Source organism: Fibrobacterota bacterium (assembly GCA_019509785.1).
Classification (GTDB): domain Bacteria; phylum Fibrobacterota; class Fibrobacteria; order UBA11236; family UBA11236; genus Chersky-265.
In genome coordinates, this window is the sequence record JAEKLQ010000025.1 from 76,785 (window position 1) to 96,264 (window position 19,480).

Sequence of the window (19,480 nt, forward strand, 5' to 3'; positions counted from 1 at the left end):
GGCGAGGCTTCCCGGTAAATCCAAGTGAGACGAATCACGATCCTTCCCGATTAGGCGGAAATAGCCGGAAAATGTTACCTTTCCCCGGGAGTTATGGACGATTTCGTGCCCATCGCGACCAGCGCGGAACGCCCTTCGCTGGAGCGGCTGGGGAAGTATCTTAGCCACCACGGCATCCTGTGCCGGGTGCGCCCGGACGAGCGGGCGGCCCGCCCCGGCGGGCCTGGCGCGGAGAAGTACCATTTGGTCGTGTCGCCCGGAAACCTGGAACAGGCCCAAAAGGTGCTCAGCGAGGTCGCCTTAAGCGGCGACATGGAAGAGGCCGAGCAAGCCATCGAGATCCAGTTCGACGGTACCGAGCGCATCGAAGTCGCCACCTGGTTGCAAATCCTGCTGGACGAACAAGACCACGAGGGGTCGCCCATCTTCTTCTTCCGGCCGGAGTACGAAGCCATCCTCGATGAACTGCATGCATCGGGAAAAGTGGACATCCCCCTTTACATCCTGAAGGGCCTGGCCAGCTTCATCCCGGACGGACCCAAGCGTGCCGTGATGGGCCCCGGCCTCCAAGGCTTCTTCGGCCTTATCGAAGCGGTGGCCCGGGGCGAAGCATGATCCTCTCTGAAGCCACCGACACCCGCTACGACGTCGTCAAGTTGTTGGGGCAAGGCGCTTCGGCGACGGTGTACCTGGCCCGCCATATCGCCCTGGGCGAACTGCGCGTGCTGAAAATCCTGCATCATGACATGATGCTGGATCCGCGCCGTCGCGAGAAGTTCAAGATGGAAGCGCAGGTCTCCGCCCACCTCAAGCATCCCGCCATCGTCCAGGTTTTCGACGTGACGCAGACCAACTCCAAGCTGCAAATCGAGATGGAGTACATCGACGGGATGAGCCTGCGGCAATTCCTGGAGAAGCGCAAGCATTTCCCTTTGTCCGTGGCCCTGGCCATCACCTATGCCGTGCTGGAAGGCATGGAACATGCGCATAAGGCCCGCCTGACTTTCGGGGAGACGGTGCTCGACGGGGTGATCCATCGGGACCTGAAGCCCGAGAACATCCTCTTGCGCCGCAATGGCCAGCCCGTGATCTGCGATTTCGGCGTGGCCAAGGTCGGCGCGGATCTGATGACGCAGACCCAGCACATCAGCGGAAGCGTGGCCTACATGGCCCCGGAACGGCTGCGCGGCGAATTGAGCACGCGCAGCATCGACGTGTTCGCCCTGGGGGTGATGCTGTTCGAATTGCATAAGGGCTATCGCCCTTTCCCCGGCAACAACAAGGCACAAGTGCTCGAGAACATCCTGAAATGGAACCTCGTCGATCTCGATGCGGCCTGGAAGGGAAGCGACGAGGCGGTGCTGGACGTGGCGAAGAAAGCCATGGCCCGCGAACCGTCCCAACGATACCAGGACGCCGGCCAAATGCTCGCCGCTCTGCGTACCATTTACAAGCTCTACCATGGGGATGCCCCTCCCGCCGCCGTCATCCAGGATTACCTGGCCCGCGGCCATTTCACCACCGCCGAGTTCCGCGCCCTGATGCCCGAGGAAACCCCCTGGCGCTCACGGCTCCTTAAACTGGTTGCGGGCGCCTGCGTGGCCGGCGCCGCCGCATCCGTCTGGCTGTCCTTCCATGGAGGCCCGCTCAAGAACGCCGGCGTCGCCAAGGCCGCGCCGGGTCCCGCATCCTCGGACGCGGACCCTGGGAAACCGAAGGGGACCGGTGAAGCCGGTGGCCCGAGCGTCGCCGCAGCGGTCCCGCCGGCGGGCAGCCCCAATGCTACGGCCACGGCGACGGGCCAGGTTAACACCGCGGTTACCCCGGCTCCGGCGGCGCAATCCCCCGCGGAGGCGGAGAATCAAGTGCGCGCCCTGCCCCCGGAAGCCAGGCAAGGCGGCTATTACTCCTTGGCCAAGGCCTCGCTGCGCGAGGGCGCAGATCCCGGCCGCGCCCTGCTCCTGGTCAACAAGGCCCTCGATTTCTCCTATCACCCCACCATCGCTTTGCTCAAGGTCGAAATCCTGCAGGACCAGGATATGTACAACCTGGCCGGCGGCGAGTTGGATCGCGTGCGGCCTTGGCTCGCGCGCATGACCCGCGACAACCAAGCGCAATACTACTGGCTGCTGGCTCAGCAGAACCTCCGGCGCGGAGGCGTCGTGGGGCCTAAGGCGCGCGCCAGGGCCAAATTCGCCTTGCGCCGTTACCTCTCCCTCAGTCCCAAAGGCGCGGAAGAAAACCTGAAGTCCGCCCGCCAGGAATTGCGCGCGCTCCCTTGATCATTAACGTTAGGACCCGCCCATGAATCCCGTACGGGACTTCGTCGCATTCGATTTGGAGACAACCGGCCTCGAGCGGGATACCGATCGCATCATCGAGATCGGCGCGGTGCGCGTGCGCGAAGGCGCCTTCGAAGCGCGCATGTCCCGCCTGGCCAGGGTCGATAAGCCCCTGACCCCCTTGGTGGAATCCCTCACGGGCATCGCCTACGCGCAGTTGGCGGAAGCCGATCCGCTCCGGGCCGGCCTGGAGGAATTCCTCGCCTTCGCCGGGGATTTGCCCCTGGTCGCCCACAACGCCGACTTCGACGCGGCCTTCCTTTCCCAGGCCCTCGCCAGCGAAGGATTCGCTCCCCTGGCCAATCCCGTATTCGATTCCCTGCTGCTGGCGCGCACGGCTTGGCCGCGCCTGGACAGCCATCGCCTGGAAAACCTGGTCGCCGCCCTGGGCATCCCGCCGCAAACGGCCCACCGCGCCCTGCCCGACGCCGAGCAGGCGGCGCATGTGTGGCTGCGCGCGCAGGAAAAGTTAGCCGGATATGCGCCCGCCATTCGGGCCGCCCTCGCCCACCTCTTGGGACCGGGCCCCGACCATTGGCGCGCCCTTTTCGGGGGGCGGGCCGCAGGCGATGCGGGCGCATCCGAAGATGCGGGCGCATCTGCGGATGCGGGCGGAGTTCCCGGTTTCGATATATCGGGCCTGCTCCCGCGCCTTGCCCCAGGTAACACCGAAGCTACCCCCGGGCCGGGATTGGCGAAGCCGACCGCTTCGGCGGAATCCCTTTTCGCCGGCGAAGCCATGGGAAAGGCTTTTGCCGCGTTAAGCCGGCCCTATCAGGCACGGAGCCGGCAAGCCCGGGTGGCCGCCATGGCCGAACGCGCTTTCCAAGAGGGCCGCGTGCTGGCCCTCGACGCCGACCCGGGATCCGGACGCGCCCTGGCCTGCCTGGCGGCGGCGCTGCGGCATGGCCGGGCCCGCCGCCGTCCCGTGGTCTACGCCGCCGCGGCCCGTAGCCGCATCGAACGGCTGGCCGAGCGGGAGTTCCCGTTGCTGAAGGCGCTTTTCCCCGATGCCCGCATCGAGGTTCTGAAGCCGCCTTCCGCCTACGTGAGCCCGCGCAAACTGGCGGGCATCCTGGCGCATCCCGATACCCGCCTGACCGGGGAAGAGCGCCTGGCCCTGTTGCCCCTCCTGACCTGGCTGGAAGACGCCGGCGACGGGGACGTCGCGGAGAATTCCGGATTCAATTTCGATCGCCGTAAGACGCTTTGGTCCAAGCTTTGTTCCGATTCCTACGCCGCCGAACCCGAAGGCCATGCCTACGCCGCGCGGGAAAAGGCACGACGGGCCCATCTGGTCCTGATTACCCACGAATTGTTCCTGGACGATCTGGCGCTGGACTTCGCCTTGCTTCCCCCTTACGAGGCCATCGTCTTCGATGACGCCCATCGCTTGCCGGAGGCAGGCCAGTTGCGGTTGGGACGCGAAGTGGGCTTCTTCCGGCTGAAGCACATCCTGCAACTCATCGCCCAGGGCAAGCAGGATTCCCGGGGCCTGTTGGCCGAGCTCGAACGCGGGGCCGGCATCCTCGCGCCGGTTCCGGCGTCTACGGAAGAGAGTTCTACGGAAGAAAGTTCTACGCAAGTAGAGCCGAGCGAACCTGCCGATGACTTGCGCTTGCTGCGCCGTCTGGCCTTCGAACCCGAACGGCAATTGCAGAAGTTCTTCAACAAGATCGCCAAGCACGCGCATAAGCGGCGCAAGGACGGGGAGAGCCGCCTACGCTACGCCGACAAGCTGGTGGTAGAGTTCAACACCGGGCCCGAGCCCGTGCTAACGGCTTTGAGGGAATTGGAAGACGTACTCCGTCGCTTGGAGGGCATGCGCGCCGACCTCGCCCCGGACCTGCGCCGGGCGGCCGATCTGCTGCGCGATTTCCGCTCCGACCTGGATCATCTGGCCCATCCTTCCGGCAAGGCCGAGACGCATTGGATCGAGGAATTCCCCAATCCGCATAAGGCCCTTTTGCGCAGCGCCCCATTGTCCTTCGGCCCCGTCCTCACCGAGAAGTTCCTTCCCCAGGTCGAGGCCGCGGTATTCGTATCGCCCGCCTTGGCCATCGGAGACGACTTTTCCTTCTTCTTAGGGCAGACCGGCCTGGACTCGCGACCCGAGCGCCTGAAAACCATCCTGGTGCGCGGCCGCGGCGCGGACGAGCCCCTCGATCCCGTTTTCATCGCGCGTTATAGCCCGGTGCTGTCCAACCCGGGCGCCCTCCAGGCGATGACCGCCTCCCTGGCCCGCGGCCTCAAGGGGCTGCCGCGGCCGACCTTGGCGTTGTTCACCCATATCGGCATGCTGAAGCAGGCCCGGGCCCTGCTGGCCGAGCAATTGGGGCCCATGGGCCGCTTGGTGGTGGCCCAGCACGTGGACGGCGGGCGCGACAACCTGCTGCACTTGTTCCGGCATCGCCCGGATGCCTGCCTGCTGGCGACCGATGCCTTCGTGGAGAGCCTGGAGCCGGGGGATTCCCTACCCTCCCTGGTCGTGGTGACCAAGTTGCCCTTCCCCGTGCCCAGCGAGCCTTTGGTGGCTCCCCATCTGGAACGGCTACAAGAGGAGGGCAAGAACCCGCTCCATGAGTACTTGCTGCCCTGCGCCATCCTGCGCCTCAAGCAAGAGCTGAACCGCCTTCCCCGCGCGCCCGGCTCCCGTCTCGTGATCTGGATTCTCGATCCGCGCTTAGCCACCGAGAAATACGCGCGCTTCTTCCAACGGGGGCTCGGCCGCGAGGCCCGCATCTTCACCCGGGAAGAGGACCTGTTCGCGCGCACGGCGGAAGCCTTGGGCCTCGCCGCGGTAACGACGGTTCCCGGCGAAACGCTTGCGGAACCGGCCGCCGCGAAGCCCGTTACGGCCGCGGAGGCCATTGGGGCCGGTCCTGAAGCCATCGCGACAGCGCCGGAAATCGCAGCCACGGAAACGCTAGCCGGAATCGGGGAGACTCAAGCGGAGGCATGAAGGAGGTTGGCATGGAACCGGGAGGATTGGCGCGCTGGCAGTGGGACGGTTATCCGCTCTATCACCAGGCCCGGACGAACCTCTTGATCCACATCGTCCTCGTCCCCGTCTTCCTGGGCGGAAACATCGCCTTGATCGCCGGTCTCGTGCGGCTGTCCTGGGCCATGGCCCTGGCCGGCTTGGCCGCCATGATTATTTCCTTCGCGGCCCAGGGTTACGGGCATGGACGCGAGGCCAATCCCTCCATCCCTTTTTCAGGCCCCGCCAACGCCTTCGCGCGCATCTTCCTCGAACAATGGGTCACCTTCCCGCGCTTTTTCCTCACCGGCGGCTGGTCGCGCGCCTTGCGGTCCGTGCCTTTACGAATCCGCCAAAAAAACTAGTCTTTCTTTCGGACGGCCGCTCCCGACCCGCCTGCGCGGGAGCGGTTCAAAACCGGGAGAAACCGACTTATGCTGCGCTTCCTGCTTCTCATTTGCATCGCCATTTCCTTCCAAGCCTGCGAGCATGCCACCTCGGTCTGCGGTTGCGTCGTGGTGCCCCCCGCGTTGCAGGCGGACTTCCCCTCCGCCAAGGCCTTGAATGCCCGCTTGGGCCAGGGAGTCAATCTCGGCAACGCCTTGGATGCCTATCCCGCGGAAGGGGCCTGGGGCGTGACCCTCAAGGCGGACTACTTCCGTTGGATCGCGGATTCCGGATTCAAATCCGTGCGCATCCCCGTGCGCTTTTCCGCGCATGCCCTGGTGGATAGCCCATATACCATCGATTCCGTTTTCATGGACCGGGTGGACTGGGCGGTGAAGCAAGCCTTGGACAACCATTTGCTGGCGATCTTGGACATGCACCATTACGATTCCCTCATGGCCCATCCGCAAAGGGAGCTTCCCCGTTTCCTTTCCATGTGGAAGCAAATCTGCAAGCGTTTCCGCGACGCTCCGCCCGAAGTGCTGTTCGAGCTGCTGAACGAACCGCAGGATCAGCTGGACGCGGCGACCTGGAACGGGTTCCTCGCTCAGGCCATCGACACCATCCGCGTCCTGCAACCCGGGCGCACCCTGGTGGTGGGCACCGCCCCCTGGGGCGGATTGGGCGGCCTGTCCGCGCTGCGCCTACCCGCCGACACCAACTTGATCGTCACCATCCATTACTATGATCCGCATACCTTCACCCACCAGGGAGCCGCCTTCGAGGACGGCGCGGACCAATGGCTCGGCACCACCTGGCGCGCCACGCCCGCCCAGCGCGCGGTGATGGACCAGGATCTGGCCACGCTACGCGATTGGTCCGCCGAACAGGATCGGCCCGTTTTCATGGGCGAATTCGGGACCTATTTCCGCGCCGATACCCTCTCCCGGGCGTTGTGGACGGAGTATATGACGCGGAAGATGGATTCCTCCCGCATCAGTTGGGCCCTTTGGAACTTCAGCTCCGATTTCGGGATCATGAACGATACCACCGAGGCCTGGAAAGGCTATCTGATGAAAGCGCTGCTCCACCACGGGAGCAATCCCCTGCTCGATTCCATCCTGGGCGCCTCCACGCCCATCGACGCCGGCGTCTACGTGACCATGGATGACTTCGAGGACAGCCTGGTGAATATGCCGGCTTCGGCCCGCAAGTGGCGGGAGCATCAGGGCATTCCCCTCACCGATTACCATTCGAATTGGTATACCTTCCATTCGGGCAGCTCTACCCTGTTGTCCGGGGATGGAACCCCCATCCACGATTATAAGGAAGTGGATTCCGGCACGCCCCCCAACTTCGATCTCCTGGTGGGCCCGTGGGGCAGCGAAGGCAATGGCGTCCACGTCAAGATGCGGGCCGTCGCGGACTCCCTGTCCCCGAACCCTTGGGCCGGATTCGGGGCGGGCATCCTGGGCGGGTACGATTCCACCTTCGTGGACCTGACCAAGCTGACGGCCATCCAGTTCCGCGCCAAGGGAAAAGGCGATTGGTGCATGGAGGTGATCTCCGACACCGTCAGCTCCGACCCGGACAGCACCGAGCGTTGGGGCCAGATGAGCGCCGCCTTCCGCCCGAAAACGGAATGGGAAACGGTCTTGATTCCCGCTGATATCCTGGCGGCCAAGCCCTATTCCAAGCAGGCTAAGCAACATCTCACCTGGGAGGACGTCCGCAAGAAGATCATCGCCTTGGAATTCATGAACGGGCATTGCTCCGGCGAGCAGACGGATACGACCTCGGAGCTGTACCTGGATGATATCCGCTTAATCGGCGTGACGAACGCGGATCTGGGGATGTAATCGGTTCAGCGCATGCACCCTATTCCCTCCACGCTAAACGACGCCGATTTCCTGGAGGCGGTCGCGGGCTCCCTGGCCCGCATGCCCGGCGTGGAGGCCGTAATGCTCGGCGGCTCCCGAGCCGCCGGCAGGCAGTCGCCCGCATCGGACTGGGACTTCTCCATCTACTACCGCGGTAACTTCGATGTTACTGCGGTGCGCGACTTGGGCTGGCCCGGCGAAGTCTCCGCCCTAGGGGGATGGGGCGGCGGGGTTTTCAACGGAGGCGCCTGGCTCGAGGCGGGCGGACGCCGGGTGGACGTCCATTACCGGGATCTCAATGACGTGGAGCGCCGCATCCGCGAGGCGGAGAAGGGGGAGTTCGCCATCGAACAACTTCTCTTCTATTTGGCGGGTATCCCTACCTATGTCATAGTGGCCGAACTCGCCTTGGGACAAGTCCTCAGCGGCTCGCTTCCCCGGCCCGGTTATCCGGAGGCGCTCAAGCGTACGGCATACCGCATCTGGCAGGACCGCGCCGAAGTGACCCTTCATTACGCCCTGAAAGCCTATGCCGAACGTGGGGATCGCGCCATGGCCTGCGGATCGGTGGCCCGCGCCCTGTTGGAAGCCGGACATGCGCGGCTCGCGCGCGACGGCGTTTGGATCACCAATGAAAAGACCCTTTTAGCCCAAGCGGGATTCGCCAATGCGGATGCCCTGTATGCTGCCCTCGGCCCCGGGCCCGAGGGCCTGGTCGCGCTGATCGAACGGGCCCGGTCCTTGATTTCCGACAACGTCTGAACGGGCGGACCTTCAAGCCTTCAAAGCAAAAGCCCTCAGGAAGTCGCGCAGTTTTCCTTCCGACCCGCCGAACTCCAATTTCTTCGCGGCCCGTAGTGCGCTTGCCGATTCGCCCCGGAAGAAAAGGGCCCGGAAGGCATCGCCCTCTCCCTGGAGCAGGATTTCCGGCAAACGTTGGGAGCCCTCCCTCAATTCCGCGTGGTCGCCTTCCAGATGGTATTGGAATATCCGCCCTTCGCAGCGGATCTCGGCGAGCAAGGGCCTATCCGTTCCGCGATATCTTCGCTTGAGGGCGAACAAGGCCCAAGCCAGCTCTTTCCGATCGGCGGGATCGGGCTGGGCCAGGTAGCGGAAACCCCACTGGCCCAAGGCATGCAGGGCCGGTTCCAATTCGCGGCCGGCGGCGGTGAGGACATAGGCTTCGACGCGCGCGCCGGAGGCGGAGGATTTTTCCACCAGCCCCAGGGCCTCCATCTCCTTCAAGCGCGCGGCCAGCAGGTTGGGGGCCAGCCCGTCCAGGCCGCGCTGCAATTCCGAAAAGCGCTTGGGGCCGAGCATCAGATCGCGCGCTAAAAGCAAGGTCCAGCGTTCCCCTACCACGTCCAGGGCCTTGGCCAGACCGCAGGCTTGCGCGTAGCTGCGCCGCTCCGGGCGCGCGGGACGCCCAGGGCCTTCAGGGCGGGCTTTCCGGGAACGCAGGGAGGGCTTCTGAGCCACAGGAACAATCCTTTATATTTAGATAACTATCTACTATTATATTTTAAAGTACCGAATCCGAAAAGGGGGAAGATATGGAAACTCGCTGGGACCTGCCGACCCTCTGCCTGCTCGCGCTCGCCGCCGCCGTGGCTTCGGCCATCCTCGTGGGGGTGCGACGGGCCGATCGGACGGCCGGGGGACGGCCCCTCTTCCCCGTAGCCGTCGCGGGATTGGCGTTATGGCTCGCCTATGCGGCCCAGCTCTCTTTGCGCGGCAAGCTGCTTCCGCCACCGGGAGGCGGCGCGCCGCCGGTGGCGCTCCTGATGCCGCCCGGCCTATTGCTCGCGATCCTGGCGGTCTTCTCGCCCCTGGGCAAACGCATGACGGCCCTTCCTTATGCAGCGCTCATCGGCTTCCAGGCTTTCCGCTTGCCCCTGGAGTTCCTGCTTTATGCCTTCCATGCCCAAGGCCGCCTGCCGGTCCAGATGACTTTCGCCGGGCGCAATTTCGACGTCCTCACGGGACTCTCGGCCATCGTGGTAGCCTGGCTGGCCGCGCGCGGCCGGGCGGGCCGCAAGGTTTTCCTGGCCTGGAACCTGGCCGGATTGGCGTTGCTCCTCAATATCGGCGCGGTGGCCGTTTTGTCGCTTCCGGCGCCTTGGCGCGCTTTCCCCAATGATCCGCCCAACGAGTTGGTGCTGCATTTTCCCTACGTGTACATTCCCGCCCTATTCGTGATGGCGGCCCTGGCCGGGCATCTGCTCATCTTCCGGAAGCTTACGCGGATTTTATAATTTGCCTTGCATGCCCATCCGCCTTCCTCTCCTGGCTTTCGCCCTGCTGGCGCTGGCGGGATGCTATAGCTTCTCCGGCACCACCCTGCCCTCGCATCTGCGCACGGTGCGCATCGATCCCGTGGCCAACAAGACCCTGGAGTCGTCCCTGGCGGATCAGATCACGCAGGGGCTGGAAGAGGGTTTCCGCTCGCGTAGCAATCTGCGCCGCGTGAACGAGGGCGGGGACGCCGAGCTCATCACCGTGCTGACCGATTACTCGCAGCGGCCGCAGACGACCAGCGGCGCCACGGTGACCAGCTATCGCGTGGACATCCTGGCCAGCGTTCGCTTTATCGATCGGGTGAAGGGGGACACGCTTTACAGCGACGATCGGGTGCCCGGTTTCGGGCTGTACGCCATCGATCGGGGCGAGACGGAAGAGACGGCCAAGAAGCAGGCGGTGGATGGCTTGGTCAAGGTGGTCCTGGACAATTCGGTATCGGGGTGGTGATGAAGTTCGTCAAGATGCACGGTACGGGCAACGATTACGTCTATGTGGACCTATTCGCCGGAAAGATAGCCGATCCGGCCAAGGCGGCGGTGGCAGTATCCCATCGGCGCTTCGGCATCGGCGGGGACGGGCTTATCCTCATCAAGCCGCGCCCGGACGCCGACGGCGAAATGGAGATGTACAACGCCGACGGAAGCATGTCCGAGATGTGCGGCAACGGCCTGCGTTGCGTGGCCAAGTACGTGCACGATCATTATGCCCGCGGCAAGGACGAATTGAAACTGATGACCGGTGCGGGCTGGCGCTTCGCGCGCATCGTCAAGCGGGACGCGGCCGGCGCGGCCGAAGAGGTGCGGTTGGACATGGGCGCGCCCATCTGGGACGGGCCGAAGATCCCGACCACCTTGGCCGGCGAGGTACTGGAGAAGAAGCTGGAAGTGGCCGGGAAATCCTTCACCTTCAGTTCGGTCTCCATGGGCAATCCCCATTGCGTGATCTACGTGGACGACGTGGCCCGCTTTCCGGTAGAGCAGATCGGGCCCTTGATCGAAACCCATCCCCTGTTCCCCCGCAAGGTGAACGTGGAATTCGTGCAGGTGATCTCGAAGGAAGAAGCCATCCAGCGCACCTGGGAGCGGGGCTCCGGCGAGACCTGGGCTTGCGGGACCGGCGCCTCGGCGGTGGCCGCGGTGGGCTATCGCCTGGGCAAGACGGGATCTCGGCTTACCTTACGCCTTACCGGCGGAAACCTCCTCCTGGAGTACGACGGCAAGGGCAGCGTGTTCATGACCGGGAACGCCGTGGAAGTTTTCCAGGGAGAATTCCCGGGCCTATAGCCGCTGCCGCCGCTTCGCCTCGGCGCTCAGATCACCCCGGAGAATCCGAATCCGAAGGTATCCAGGATCTCATAATGCAGAAGGCTATGATCCTCGATGCTAAAGAAGGCAGCGAACAGGAACGAGTCGCTCAGTTTGAACTTCGTCCCTAAAGTCCCCGTGAATACTGCCCCCATCTTCGAATAGTCGGAGCTGCCGGTACCAGAACGCGAATTGATTTCCGGACCGGCGCTCATGTCGAAGAAAGGCAAAGGCCGGAAGACGAGTTCCGTATAATTCGCGAGGATTCCCGCCTTCGCGCTGATGCTGAGCATAGAGCTGGTGGATTCGTAAGAACCACCGCCGATGAGGGAGAAGTCCTTTTCCTCGGTATGGTACCGTTCCCAGCTGAAGACGGGCCCGAAGTTGATGTACTGGCTCAGGTAAACGGCTGCGGACGGCCTCACCAACAGGGCGGTTTGCGAAATGGCATCGCCCCCGCTCATCATGTACGAGCCCTGGCCGGATAACTCGACGGCCCCCATCCTGATTTCGCGGGAGTGCGCCGCGGAAAACGCGATTAATAGCATGGCCGCGAAGGGCGTAATAGAACGCATTGGGTTTCCTTTCGCGCGGCGCTGTTCGATTGCGGGTAAGCCGCGCGGCCAGGAAAAGTAGTCAACGGGTCATTGCTTGACCACGAAAGCCTGGATCTTCTGATCGGATAGCTCCAGGATCTTATCCTCGGCATCCTGCTTGGTCTCGAAGTAGCCCCAGCGCAATTTGTAGTAAGGCGCGTCGAAGACCACGTCTACCGTGCCGCCCAGCATTTTCTCGTACTGGGCCTTCTTCGCCTGGGCCGCGTCCACGTCCGACTCGGCCCCGATCTGGATGCGGAAATTGCCCTTGGTTTTGGCGGGTTCGGGGGCTTTGGCCGCGGCCGTGGCGGCCTGCGGCGCCTGGCTGGCCGGCTTAACGGCGGCGAGGGCTATGGGCTTGGCATCCAACAGCCTGTCCAGTTCCCCGGGTTCCTGGAACTTACGGCCGGACGCGGGGACCGCGGCTTCGGGCGATTGGGCCGACGGGGTTGCCGCGGCCTCTGGCGGGGAAGGTTCTTCGGTGCGCGAGCCGCCGATTCCGGCGCAGGCGGATATCCCGGCGGCCACGCTGGCCATCGCCAGCCAGGAGATACCGCGGTGGAGCTTTCGGCCGGGATCCCTAAAGAATCCCAAGATATGGACGGGCATTGGACCTCCCGGTGACGGCCCTATACGGGACGCAGGCCGGGAAAATAGAAAAGATGGCTTGTTCCATGCCCACGGGCATTGCGCCGCCCCGTAAAATCGGGCGGGGGCCGCCTTTAATCGAGCGCGGCAAGGGGATTGGAAATCAGGCCGTGGAAATCGCCATTTCGAAAATGGGGGACTTGCGCATCCTATCCGTCAAAGGGAGCCTGCGCTTGCAGCATTGGCGGGTGATCGACAAGCATCTCGACGCTTTGCTCGAGCATGGCGCGGATTGGGTGGCCTTGGATCTATCCGGGGCCTCCCTCGGCGACGATGCCGCCCTGGAATCCCTCTCCCATAACGCCCGGAAGTTCCAGGCCCGGCGGGCCCACCTTTTGATCCAATCGGGATCGGCCAGCTTGCGCGAAGCCCTCCGGTCCGCTTTCGCCGGAATCGATCCGAATGACGTCATCTTCGCGGACCGGCCGTCCCTGGAAGCGGGCTTGCGGGGCCGGGTGCCATTGGCCCCGATCGGAAAGCTAAATTAAGTCCAAAGCGTCCTCCCAAAGAGGGGCCCTCCCGAGGAGGAATCATGGACTACGAAATCGCCCTCAACCAGGCTTTGGATCTGCTCGCCGATGGCGAACAGCGGCGCGCCGATCGATTGCTGCAAGGCATCATCGACCACGCCAAATCGCGGCTGACCGGTTCGGAAGAGGATCGCGACCGCCACTATTACTGGGCGCGCGCGCTTACGGCCATGGAAGAGCCCGAACAGGCGCTGCTCCGCTTCGAACGCGCCTTGCAGATCGATCCCGGTCACGAAGCATCCCTATGGGAGTCCGCGTCTATCTTCCTGCACGAACTGGACAAGCCCGAAAGCGCCCGCGTCCTGCTGGCGGAAAAGCTGGTTCCCCTCTCCCCCGACAATACCCTGTATCGTGAGTCGCTGCAATTGGCGGAGTTCACTTTGCGTTTGCGGAAAGATCCCCCGCCGCTTGCCGCGGGCGCAGGGAGCGCAGTCCGCAAGGGCGGTCCGGTCTGGGACGCCACGGTTGCCAAGGAACGGGCCGCCGCCCTCGAGCGCGAAGCCGAAGAACTGCTGCGGGCGGCGGGAATCCAGGAGACCGAGGACGAACTTCCCGGTTAGCGCGCGTCCCGGGTCGCCAAGGCTTCGGCTTCCTTCCAGGCGGTCATGCCTGCGGGCATGTCCGGAGGCGCTTGCCGAACGCCCATCAGCTCCAGCAGGCGGGTAACGGGTACGCTACCCCCGGTGCGGGCCACGAAAACCGCTTTAAGATAGGCATGCAGCGCCATGTCGCCGTTCCGCAGGATGCGCTGTTCCAGGTAAATCCATTTTTCGTCCCAGGTCACGATACGCGTGCGGATCTCGAACCGCTGGAACAGGTTCAGGGGCCGCCGGAAGCGGATTTGGCAGCTCGCCAGCACGGGGTACCATTTCTGGGCCAGGACGTGACGGATGGCGCCGTTGCGCAAGAGCAAATCCAAGCGGCCGAGATCCATCAGGGTGAGGTAGCGGCCGTTGTTCATATGCAGATTCGTATCGAGATCGTTGGGCCAGACGCGGAAGCGTACCACGGATTCGTCGAGGATGCCCCGGCGCGCGGGAAATACGATCCAGAACAGCAGTGTCTTGAGAAGGCGGAAAAGGAGATTCATTCAGCGGTTCCAGGCGCCCGGGAACATTCCCGGCCGGCGCGCGGGCGGACGGGCGCGGGCCAGCAGGAAGATCAGGATCACGCCCACCGTGAACCCGCCGATATGGGCCATGTAGGCCACCCCGCTGGCCTCCCCCGCCGGGGTGCTCACCTGGCTGAAGATTTGCAGCAGGATCCACATCCCCAACACCACGGCCGCCGGCATGCGGGTGATATAGCGCCACATCAGCACCCGCACGGGATTGGTCGGATACTTGATGAGGTATGCGCCCAGGACGCCGGCGATGGCCCCGGAAGCGCCCAGGCAAGGGATGGAGGAGTCCGGTTGGAAGATGATTTGCGCGAATCCCGCCCCCAAGCCGCAGGCCAGATAGAACAACAGGAACTTCCCATGCCCGAGCAGATCCTCGATTTGATCGCCGAAGATCCATAGATAAAGCATGTTGCCGAGGATGTGCATCCAACCCCCATGCATGAACATCGAAGTGAGGAGGGTCAGGTAGATGGGGGAAGGGCCGGGGTATTGGGGGATCGCCACATTGCGGCCGTGGATATCCATGGCCGAGGCCCGCACCAGGTCGACCCCATGGGTGATCTCGTAAGGGATGGTGGCCCAACCGTAGGTGAAGGCCTGGCCCAGGCGCAACTGCGTGAACCACATCAGCCCGTTGGCGGCGATGAGGCCATAGACCACGAAGGGAGTGAGCGTGCGGCCGGAATTATCGTCGCCAATGGGAATGAACATGCTGCCGATTCCTCCGGTGGACCGGGTCCGGTAACCGGGTCGGGGGGAATAAGCCCCCTGACCCGATTCCTTCGAAAAATACTTCGCGGGCGGAGGAATGCCAGGGCTTCGGAGAAAAGTCGGCCCTTAGAGGAAGTTCACCAGGGAGCTTTGCAACGCCTGCGCGCCCATCTTCAGGGAGGCTTCGTAGACGGCTTGTTCCAGGTTGAAATCGGAGACCGCCTTGGCGAAATCCACGTCTTCCACGTCGGATTGGAGCTGGGTGGTGTAGGTCTGGCGATCGGAGTTGCGGGATTGGGTGGATTCGAAGCGTTGTACGCGGGCGCCATTGGAGGACTGGGCGGTCAGGTTGCGCTTGAGGGATTGATCGATGCCGTCGAGGCTACCGCGGATCTTGTCGGGCTTATTGTTCAAGGTGCCGTCCAGCAAGTCGATCATGGCGTCCCAGGCATTGCCGCCGGTCTTGGCGCCGAATGCGTCCGAGGCGGTGGTGTTGATGCGGGCGGTTACGCCTTCTTCGATCTCGCGTTTGGAAACGCCGTCCAGATCCTTTTCGTTGCGGCGCAACCAGCTGTAGCTGGCGGTCAGGTTGCCTCCCGCGAGGGAGGCCGCGGCCGGGGCCGAAAGGATCTTGAGCTGGCCGGTATGGTAGTTGACCTCGAAGTCGGTGCCTTCCTTAAGGCCGGGGATGCCGAAGGTCCCGGGCACGATCAGGTTCGGGAGGGCGCTCTTCGAAGGGGTGTCGTTGGAATCGGTGACATTCTGATCCTTCAAGTCGATCCAGGTCCCGATGGCGGTGTAATCGCTATTGGAGGAATTGGCGGGAGCGCCGGCCTGGATGGTCGATTGGCCGTTGCGCATCTCGTAGGGAGCGACTTGGGTGTTGGTGCCCGAGAAGACGAATTCGCCCTTGAAGGTGGTGTTTGACAAGGCCACCATCTGGTCGAACATGCCCCGCACCTCTTGGCCGATGTAGTAGCGGCTGTCGCCGGAATTGGAATCGTTCGAGGCCTGGATGGCGCGTTCGCGCATGGCCTGGTAGATATTGGTGCCGGTATTCAAGGTCGAATCGATGGTACCAAGGTATCCGAGCCCGTCGTTGATGTTGCGCTGGAAGCTGGAGAATTGATCGAGCTGGGAGCGGAGTTCCATGCTCTGGGCGGCGCTCACGGGATCGTCCGTGGCGTTGTTGATCTTCTTGCCGGTGGCCAGCTGCTCCTGGGTCCCTTCCAGCTTGTTGTAATTCATGAAGAGCCGGTCGAGGATACGGGAGCTGACTTGGCTGAAACTGATTCGGGAAGCCATGGTTTTCCCTCCTTATTGCGCCAACTGCATGAGCACATCCATCATCTGGGAGACGGTGGTGATGTACTTGGCGGAAGCGCGGTAGCTGTTTTCGAACTTGATCATGTTGGTCATCTCTTCGTCCAAGGAGACGCCCGAAATCGTCGCCTGCTCCGAATCCATCTGGGAGATCAGGAAGGTCTTGGTGTCGAGGCGGGACTTGTTCTGGTTTTGCTCGATGCCCAACTTGCCGATGGTGGCTGAGTAGAAGGTGGTCACGCTCTGCGTCGGGGTGCCGTCCGTGTCCGGTACCATGGAATTCTTGAGGCGCAGACCGGCGATGAGGAGCGAGTTCTGGCCGTTGCCGTTTCCCGAGAAGCCGGTGGTGTTGTACTGGAATTGGACGTTGATGGCGTCGCCGGCCACGTAGCGGCCATAGTTCAGGAACTTGATGGTTCCGAGTTCGGAGTCCACGACGTAATCGGCGCCGGCGCCTTCTTGCAATACGGTTCCGTCGGAAAGGGTGACCTTGACGCTTCCCTGCGCGAGATCACGGTAGTTGGGGTTGGTGGTCTTCAGATCGAGTACCGGATTGGCCACGGCGGGGATGCCGCCGACGGGGGCGAAAGCGGCTACGTCCACGATTTTCCCGCCTTCGGCGGCGGCGATGTTCTCGGCGCCGGCGAGGATCGCGTCCGATAAGGTCATGTTGCCGGCGGAGGTTTTCGACGGGTCGAAAAAGGGGACGCCGGTGGACTTGTTGAGGTTGTATCCCAGCTCGTGCTGATCGTTGACCTGCTTCACGATGGAACCCGCCAAGGAGTTCAGCGCGTCCATGTACTTCGAGAGCACCTGGCCCCGGGCATCCATGATGCCCTTCAGCTCGCCGCCGCGGGGGTCGAAACCGCGCTTGGATTCGACGAAGCGCAGACGCAGTTCCGATGCCTTTTCGCCGTTGGCCAGGGTCTTGTCCACGCCATAGGTCTCGATCTGCATGGCTTCGGAAGGGCCTACGATGAGGTTGCCGCCCGAAGTGACGATGAGCCGGCCGTTGGTATCCTCGACGGTCTGCACGTCGATCAGGCTGGAAAGCTTACGCACCAGCAAATCGCGTTGGTCGCGGGCGTCATTGGCTTTCTGGCCCGGGCTGGTCTCCACGCCGGCGATCTTCTGGTTGAGATCGTAAATCTGCCCGGTCAAATCGTTGACCTGCTTGGCCTGCTGATCCAGCGGGTTGTTCATCGACAAGCCGTAATCCTGGATCTGCTTGTACACGCTTTGGAAGGTATCGATCATCACGTCGGCGCTGGACTTGACGGCTTCGCGGGCCGAGAGGTCGCCCGGATTGTTGGCCAGATCCTGCCATGAGGCCCAGAAAGCGTTCATCTTGGACGCCAGGCCGTCATCGCTGGGTTCCTTCAAGATGTTCCCGAGACGGGTATAGGCGGTATCCAATTGCGTGTTGTATCCCTTGTCGCCCAGGGCTTCCCACGTCTGGCGATCCAGGAATTCGTCGCGGATGCGATCGACTTCGGTGACCGCGACGCCCAATCCCTTTTGGCCGTACACGTCGTCCGGGATGGCATCGGCCTGGAGGTTCACCCGCTTGCGCGAGTAGCCTTCCGTATTGGCGTTGGAGATGTTCTGGCCGGTGACGTCTATGGCGGTCTGGGAGGCGTTAAGGCCCCGCATGCCGACGTTGAGGGAGTCCATCAAGCCCATCAGACGCTCCGGTTCACGAGGTTGCGGATCTGCACCCGGGCGTAGTTCACGCCGCCCTTGGCGGTATAAAGGCCCATGCTGTCGGCCTTGCTGCGGCCGGCCACGCTGGTGAGGATCCCGATGGTGGTATGGATGATCTTGCTGCCGTTCTCGATCAAGGCCTGGTTCACGATCAGGGTTTGCCGGAGCGCGGCCATGGCCCCCATCAAGGCATCGCGGCACTCCTTGAGGCGGGCGGCGTTTTGGTGGGAGACCAGGGGATAGATGGCTTCGCACTTCGCGGGCGCGTGGGCAGGGGTGGATGCGTCCCCTGCCTTGCGCGAGCCCAGGATGGCGGAGGTGATCCCGACGCGATCTTCTTCCAGGCCGGCCAGATTATGCAGCAGTTTCTCGATCTCGCCGTTCACCTGGAGGTTATCGGCGAGGTGGCGGTTGATCAGGGCGGTACGTTGGCGTTCGGCCATGCCGCGATAGGCCGCGTACAATCCGAGTTGGGATTTCAGATTGTCGATTAAGCGGACGCAGAGGGCTTCGCGATCGGTTTTCGGCGCGTCCGCGGCGGTCGTCCCCTCGGCGAACAAGTCGGGGAATTCCTCCAATATGGCTTGGCGGGTCATGGTGGCCATGGCTTCCTCAATTCCCTTGCGCGGCGTCCAGCTCGCGCTTGGTCGTCAGGACGGTGTCGACGTAAGTCTTGGTTTCCGCGAAGGGCGGGATGCCGCGGTAGCGATCGACCGCGGTGGGGCCGGCGTTGTAGGCGGCCAGCGCCTTGGACTCGTCGCCGCCATAGCGGTTCAACAGGTCCTTCAGATAACGGGTTCCCGCCAGGACGTTTTCCTTGGCGTTGAAAGGATCGCGCACGCCCATCGCCTGGGCGGTGCTGTCCATCAATTGCATCAAGCCTTTGGCGCCCGCGCCGGACACCGCCAGGGGCTGGTTGGCCGATTCCGCCTTGATGACGCCCTTGATGAGGTTGGCGGGGACGCCATAGGCCTGCGAAGCCTGATCGATGATGGGCCGCAGGGCGGCATCGCTCATGGCCGCGGGGGCCGTGGATTTGCCGTCGCGGGAATGCGCGCCTACCAGCTTAGCCAGCATCGGCGCCATCGGGAAATCGTTCCCGGCGTCCTCTACGTCGCCGTCGAAGCGGGGGATGGCGGTGGGCTGGTTCGCCGCTGGCGCGCTCACGGCGTCGAGCCCTTGGGCGCGGCGCAAAGAGCGGTAAATCTGGGAGGCCAGGCTGTTGGAAATCCCGGTCAGGGCGTTCTTCATCCCCTGCGCCCCGGAAACCAGCGGGTTCTTGGCGTCCAGGCTGGCATATTGGTTGTCGAGCATCTCGGAGAAGATCTCGCGGCCGGGCGAGGCCTTGGTAAGTTCGTTGCCCTCGGCGATGGTGCTCTGGCGCATGGACTTGTACATCTGGGAGAGGAACATGGATTGGAAATCGAGGGCGGCCTTCCAACGCTTCTTGTCCGCCTCGGCGCCTTGGGCCTTCTGGGAAGCCAGTCCCTTGGCGGCCTGTTCCAGCGGAGCCACCTTGGAGAGGCCCAACTGGTTCTTGATCAGGTCGAGGTTGTTGGTGGGTTCTGTGTTCATGGTTCTCTCGTAGCTTGCCGGTTACTGTCCTGCTTTAACTTCCTCTTCAAGTGCATTGGATTGCAAGACCCATGCC

At 63.3% G+C, this 19,480-nt stretch carries 20 protein-coding genes; 11 read left to right on the forward strand and 9 right to left on the reverse strand.

Features of this window, described 5'->3' with window-relative positions; all coding sequences use genetic code 11:
• The first annotated feature begins 93 nt into the window (after positions 1–93).
• The 6 genes from JF616_04420 (at position 94) to JF616_04445 (ending at position 8,351) form a co-directional block, all read left to right on the forward strand.
• Positions 94–615: a hypothetical protein gene (locus JF616_04420; protein ID MBW8886985.1), complete on the forward strand. Its 522-nt coding sequence runs from the start codon at positions 94–96 to the stop codon at positions 613–615.
• A complete protein-coding gene (locus JF616_04425; GenBank protein ID MBW8886986.1) occupies positions 612–2,282 on the forward strand; it encodes a protein kinase in 1,671 nt (556 codons plus the stop codon). Before JF616_04420 ends, JF616_04425 begins: the two co-directional genes overlap by 4 nt.
• 22 nt (positions 2,283–2,304) lie before the next feature.
• Positions 2,305–5,304 carry a 3'-5' exoribonuclease gene (locus tag JF616_04430; GenBank protein ID MBW8886987.1) on the forward strand — a complete coding sequence of 1,000 codons (3,000 nt, stop codon included), beginning with the start codon at positions 2,305–2,307 and terminating at the stop codon, positions 5,302–5,304.
• Complete coding sequence (locus JF616_04435) at positions 5,301–5,687, forward strand: terminase (GenBank protein ID MBW8886988.1); 387 nt, start codon at positions 5,301–5,303, stop codon at positions 5,685–5,687. Before JF616_04430 ends, JF616_04435 begins: the two co-directional genes overlap by 4 nt.
• A gap of 69 nt (positions 5,688–5,756) precedes the next feature.
• Entirely contained in the window at positions 5,757–7,568 is a 1,812-nt protein-coding gene (locus tag JF616_04440) for a glycoside hydrolase family 5 protein (protein MBW8886989.1), read from the forward strand.
• 12 nt (positions 7,569–7,580) lie between these two features.
• Positions 7,581–8,351 (forward strand): nucleotidyltransferase domain-containing protein, encoded by a 771-nt coding sequence (locus JF616_04445; protein ID MBW8886990.1) that lies wholly within the window; start codon positions 7,581–7,583, stop codon positions 8,349–8,351.
• A 12-nt stretch (positions 8,352–8,363) separates the two neighbouring features.
• Here the strand turns inward: JF616_04445 and JF616_04450 are convergent, their stop codons facing one another.
• On the reverse strand, positions 8,364–9,068 hold the full coding sequence (locus JF616_04450; GenBank protein ID MBW8886991.1) for a helix-turn-helix transcriptional regulator: 705 nt from the start codon (positions 9,066–9,068) through the stop codon (positions 8,364–8,366).
• Positions 9,069–9,142: 74 nt separating this feature from the next.
• Between JF616_04450 and JF616_04455 the strand changes: the two genes are divergently transcribed.
• Genes JF616_04455 through JF616_04465 form a run of 3 tightly spaced genes read left to right on the forward strand, consistent with a single transcriptional unit; the run spans position 9,143 to position 11,173 of the window.
• A complete protein-coding gene (locus tag JF616_04455) occupies positions 9,143–9,844 on the forward strand; it encodes a hypothetical protein (protein ID MBW8886992.1) in 702 nt (233 codons plus the stop codon).
• 10 nt (positions 9,845–9,854) lie between these two features.
• A complete protein-coding gene (locus JF616_04460) occupies positions 9,855–10,337 on the forward strand; it encodes an LptE family protein (GenBank protein ID MBW8886993.1) in 483 nt (160 codons plus the stop codon).
• Positions 10,337–11,173, forward strand: coding sequence for a diaminopimelate epimerase (locus tag JF616_04465; protein MBW8886994.1), 837 nt, complete (start codon positions 10,337–10,339; stop codon positions 11,171–11,173). The genes JF616_04460 and JF616_04465 overlap by 1 nt, the downstream gene beginning before the upstream one ends.
• 26 nt (positions 11,174–11,199) lie before the next feature.
• Here JF616_04465 and JF616_04470 read toward each other — a convergent pair whose 3' ends face one another.
• Both JF616_04470 and JF616_04475 read right to left on the reverse strand, forming a co-directional pair.
• Entirely contained in the window at positions 11,200–11,769 is a 570-nt protein-coding gene (locus JF616_04470; GenBank protein ID MBW8886995.1) for a hypothetical protein, read from the reverse strand.
• Between the two features lie 69 nt (positions 11,770–11,838).
• Positions 11,839–12,399: an SPOR domain-containing protein gene (locus JF616_04475; GenBank protein MBW8886996.1), complete on the reverse strand. Its 561-nt coding sequence runs from the start codon at positions 12,397–12,399 to the stop codon at positions 11,839–11,841.
• Positions 12,400–12,548: 149 nt separating this feature from the next.
• On the opposite strand from JF616_04475, the gene JF616_04480 reads away from it, so the two are divergent.
• Both JF616_04480 and JF616_04485 read left to right on the forward strand, forming a co-directional pair.
• Positions 12,549–12,926, forward strand: a complete 378-nt coding sequence (locus JF616_04480) for a hypothetical protein (protein ID MBW8886997.1) — start codon at positions 12,549–12,551, stop codon at positions 12,924–12,926.
• 44 nt (positions 12,927–12,970) lie between these two features.
• On the forward strand, positions 12,971–13,528 hold the full coding sequence (locus JF616_04485) for a hypothetical protein (protein ID MBW8886998.1): 558 nt from the start codon (positions 12,971–12,973) through the stop codon (positions 13,526–13,528).
• Here JF616_04485 and JF616_04490 read toward each other — a convergent pair.
• The 6 genes from JF616_04490 to JF616_04515 form a co-directional block, all read right to left on the reverse strand.
• Positions 13,525–14,058, reverse strand: coding sequence for a thioesterase family protein (locus tag JF616_04490; protein MBW8886999.1), 534 nt, complete (start codon positions 14,056–14,058; stop codon positions 13,525–13,527). The genes JF616_04485 and JF616_04490 overlap by 4 nt on opposite strands.
• A complete protein-coding gene (locus JF616_04495) occupies positions 14,059–14,802 on the reverse strand; it encodes a rhomboid family intramembrane serine protease (GenBank protein MBW8887000.1) in 744 nt (247 codons plus the stop codon).
• Between the two features lie 126 nt (positions 14,803–14,928).
• Complete coding sequence (gene flgL / locus JF616_04500) at positions 14,929–16,107, reverse strand: flagellar hook-associated protein FlgL (protein MBW8887001.1); 1,179 nt, start codon at positions 16,105–16,107, stop codon at positions 14,929–14,931.
• A 12-nt stretch (positions 16,108–16,119) separates the two neighbouring features.
• Positions 16,120–17,808 carry a flagellar hook-associated protein FlgK gene (gene flgK / locus JF616_04505; protein ID MBW8887002.1) on the reverse strand — a complete coding sequence of 563 codons (1,689 nt, stop codon included), beginning with the start codon at positions 17,806–17,808 and terminating at the stop codon, positions 16,120–16,122.
• Complete coding sequence (locus tag JF616_04510; protein ID MBW8887003.1) at positions 17,808–18,434, reverse strand: flagellar protein FlgN; 627 nt, start codon at positions 18,432–18,434, stop codon at positions 17,808–17,810. The genes flgK and JF616_04510 overlap by 1 nt, the downstream gene beginning before the upstream one ends.
• 7 nt (positions 18,435–18,441) lie before the next feature.
• Entirely contained in the window at positions 18,442–19,143 is a 702-nt protein-coding gene (locus tag JF616_04515; protein ID MBW8887004.1) for a lytic transglycosylase domain-containing protein, read from the reverse strand.
• Between the last annotated feature and the right edge of the window lie 337 nt (positions 19,144–19,480).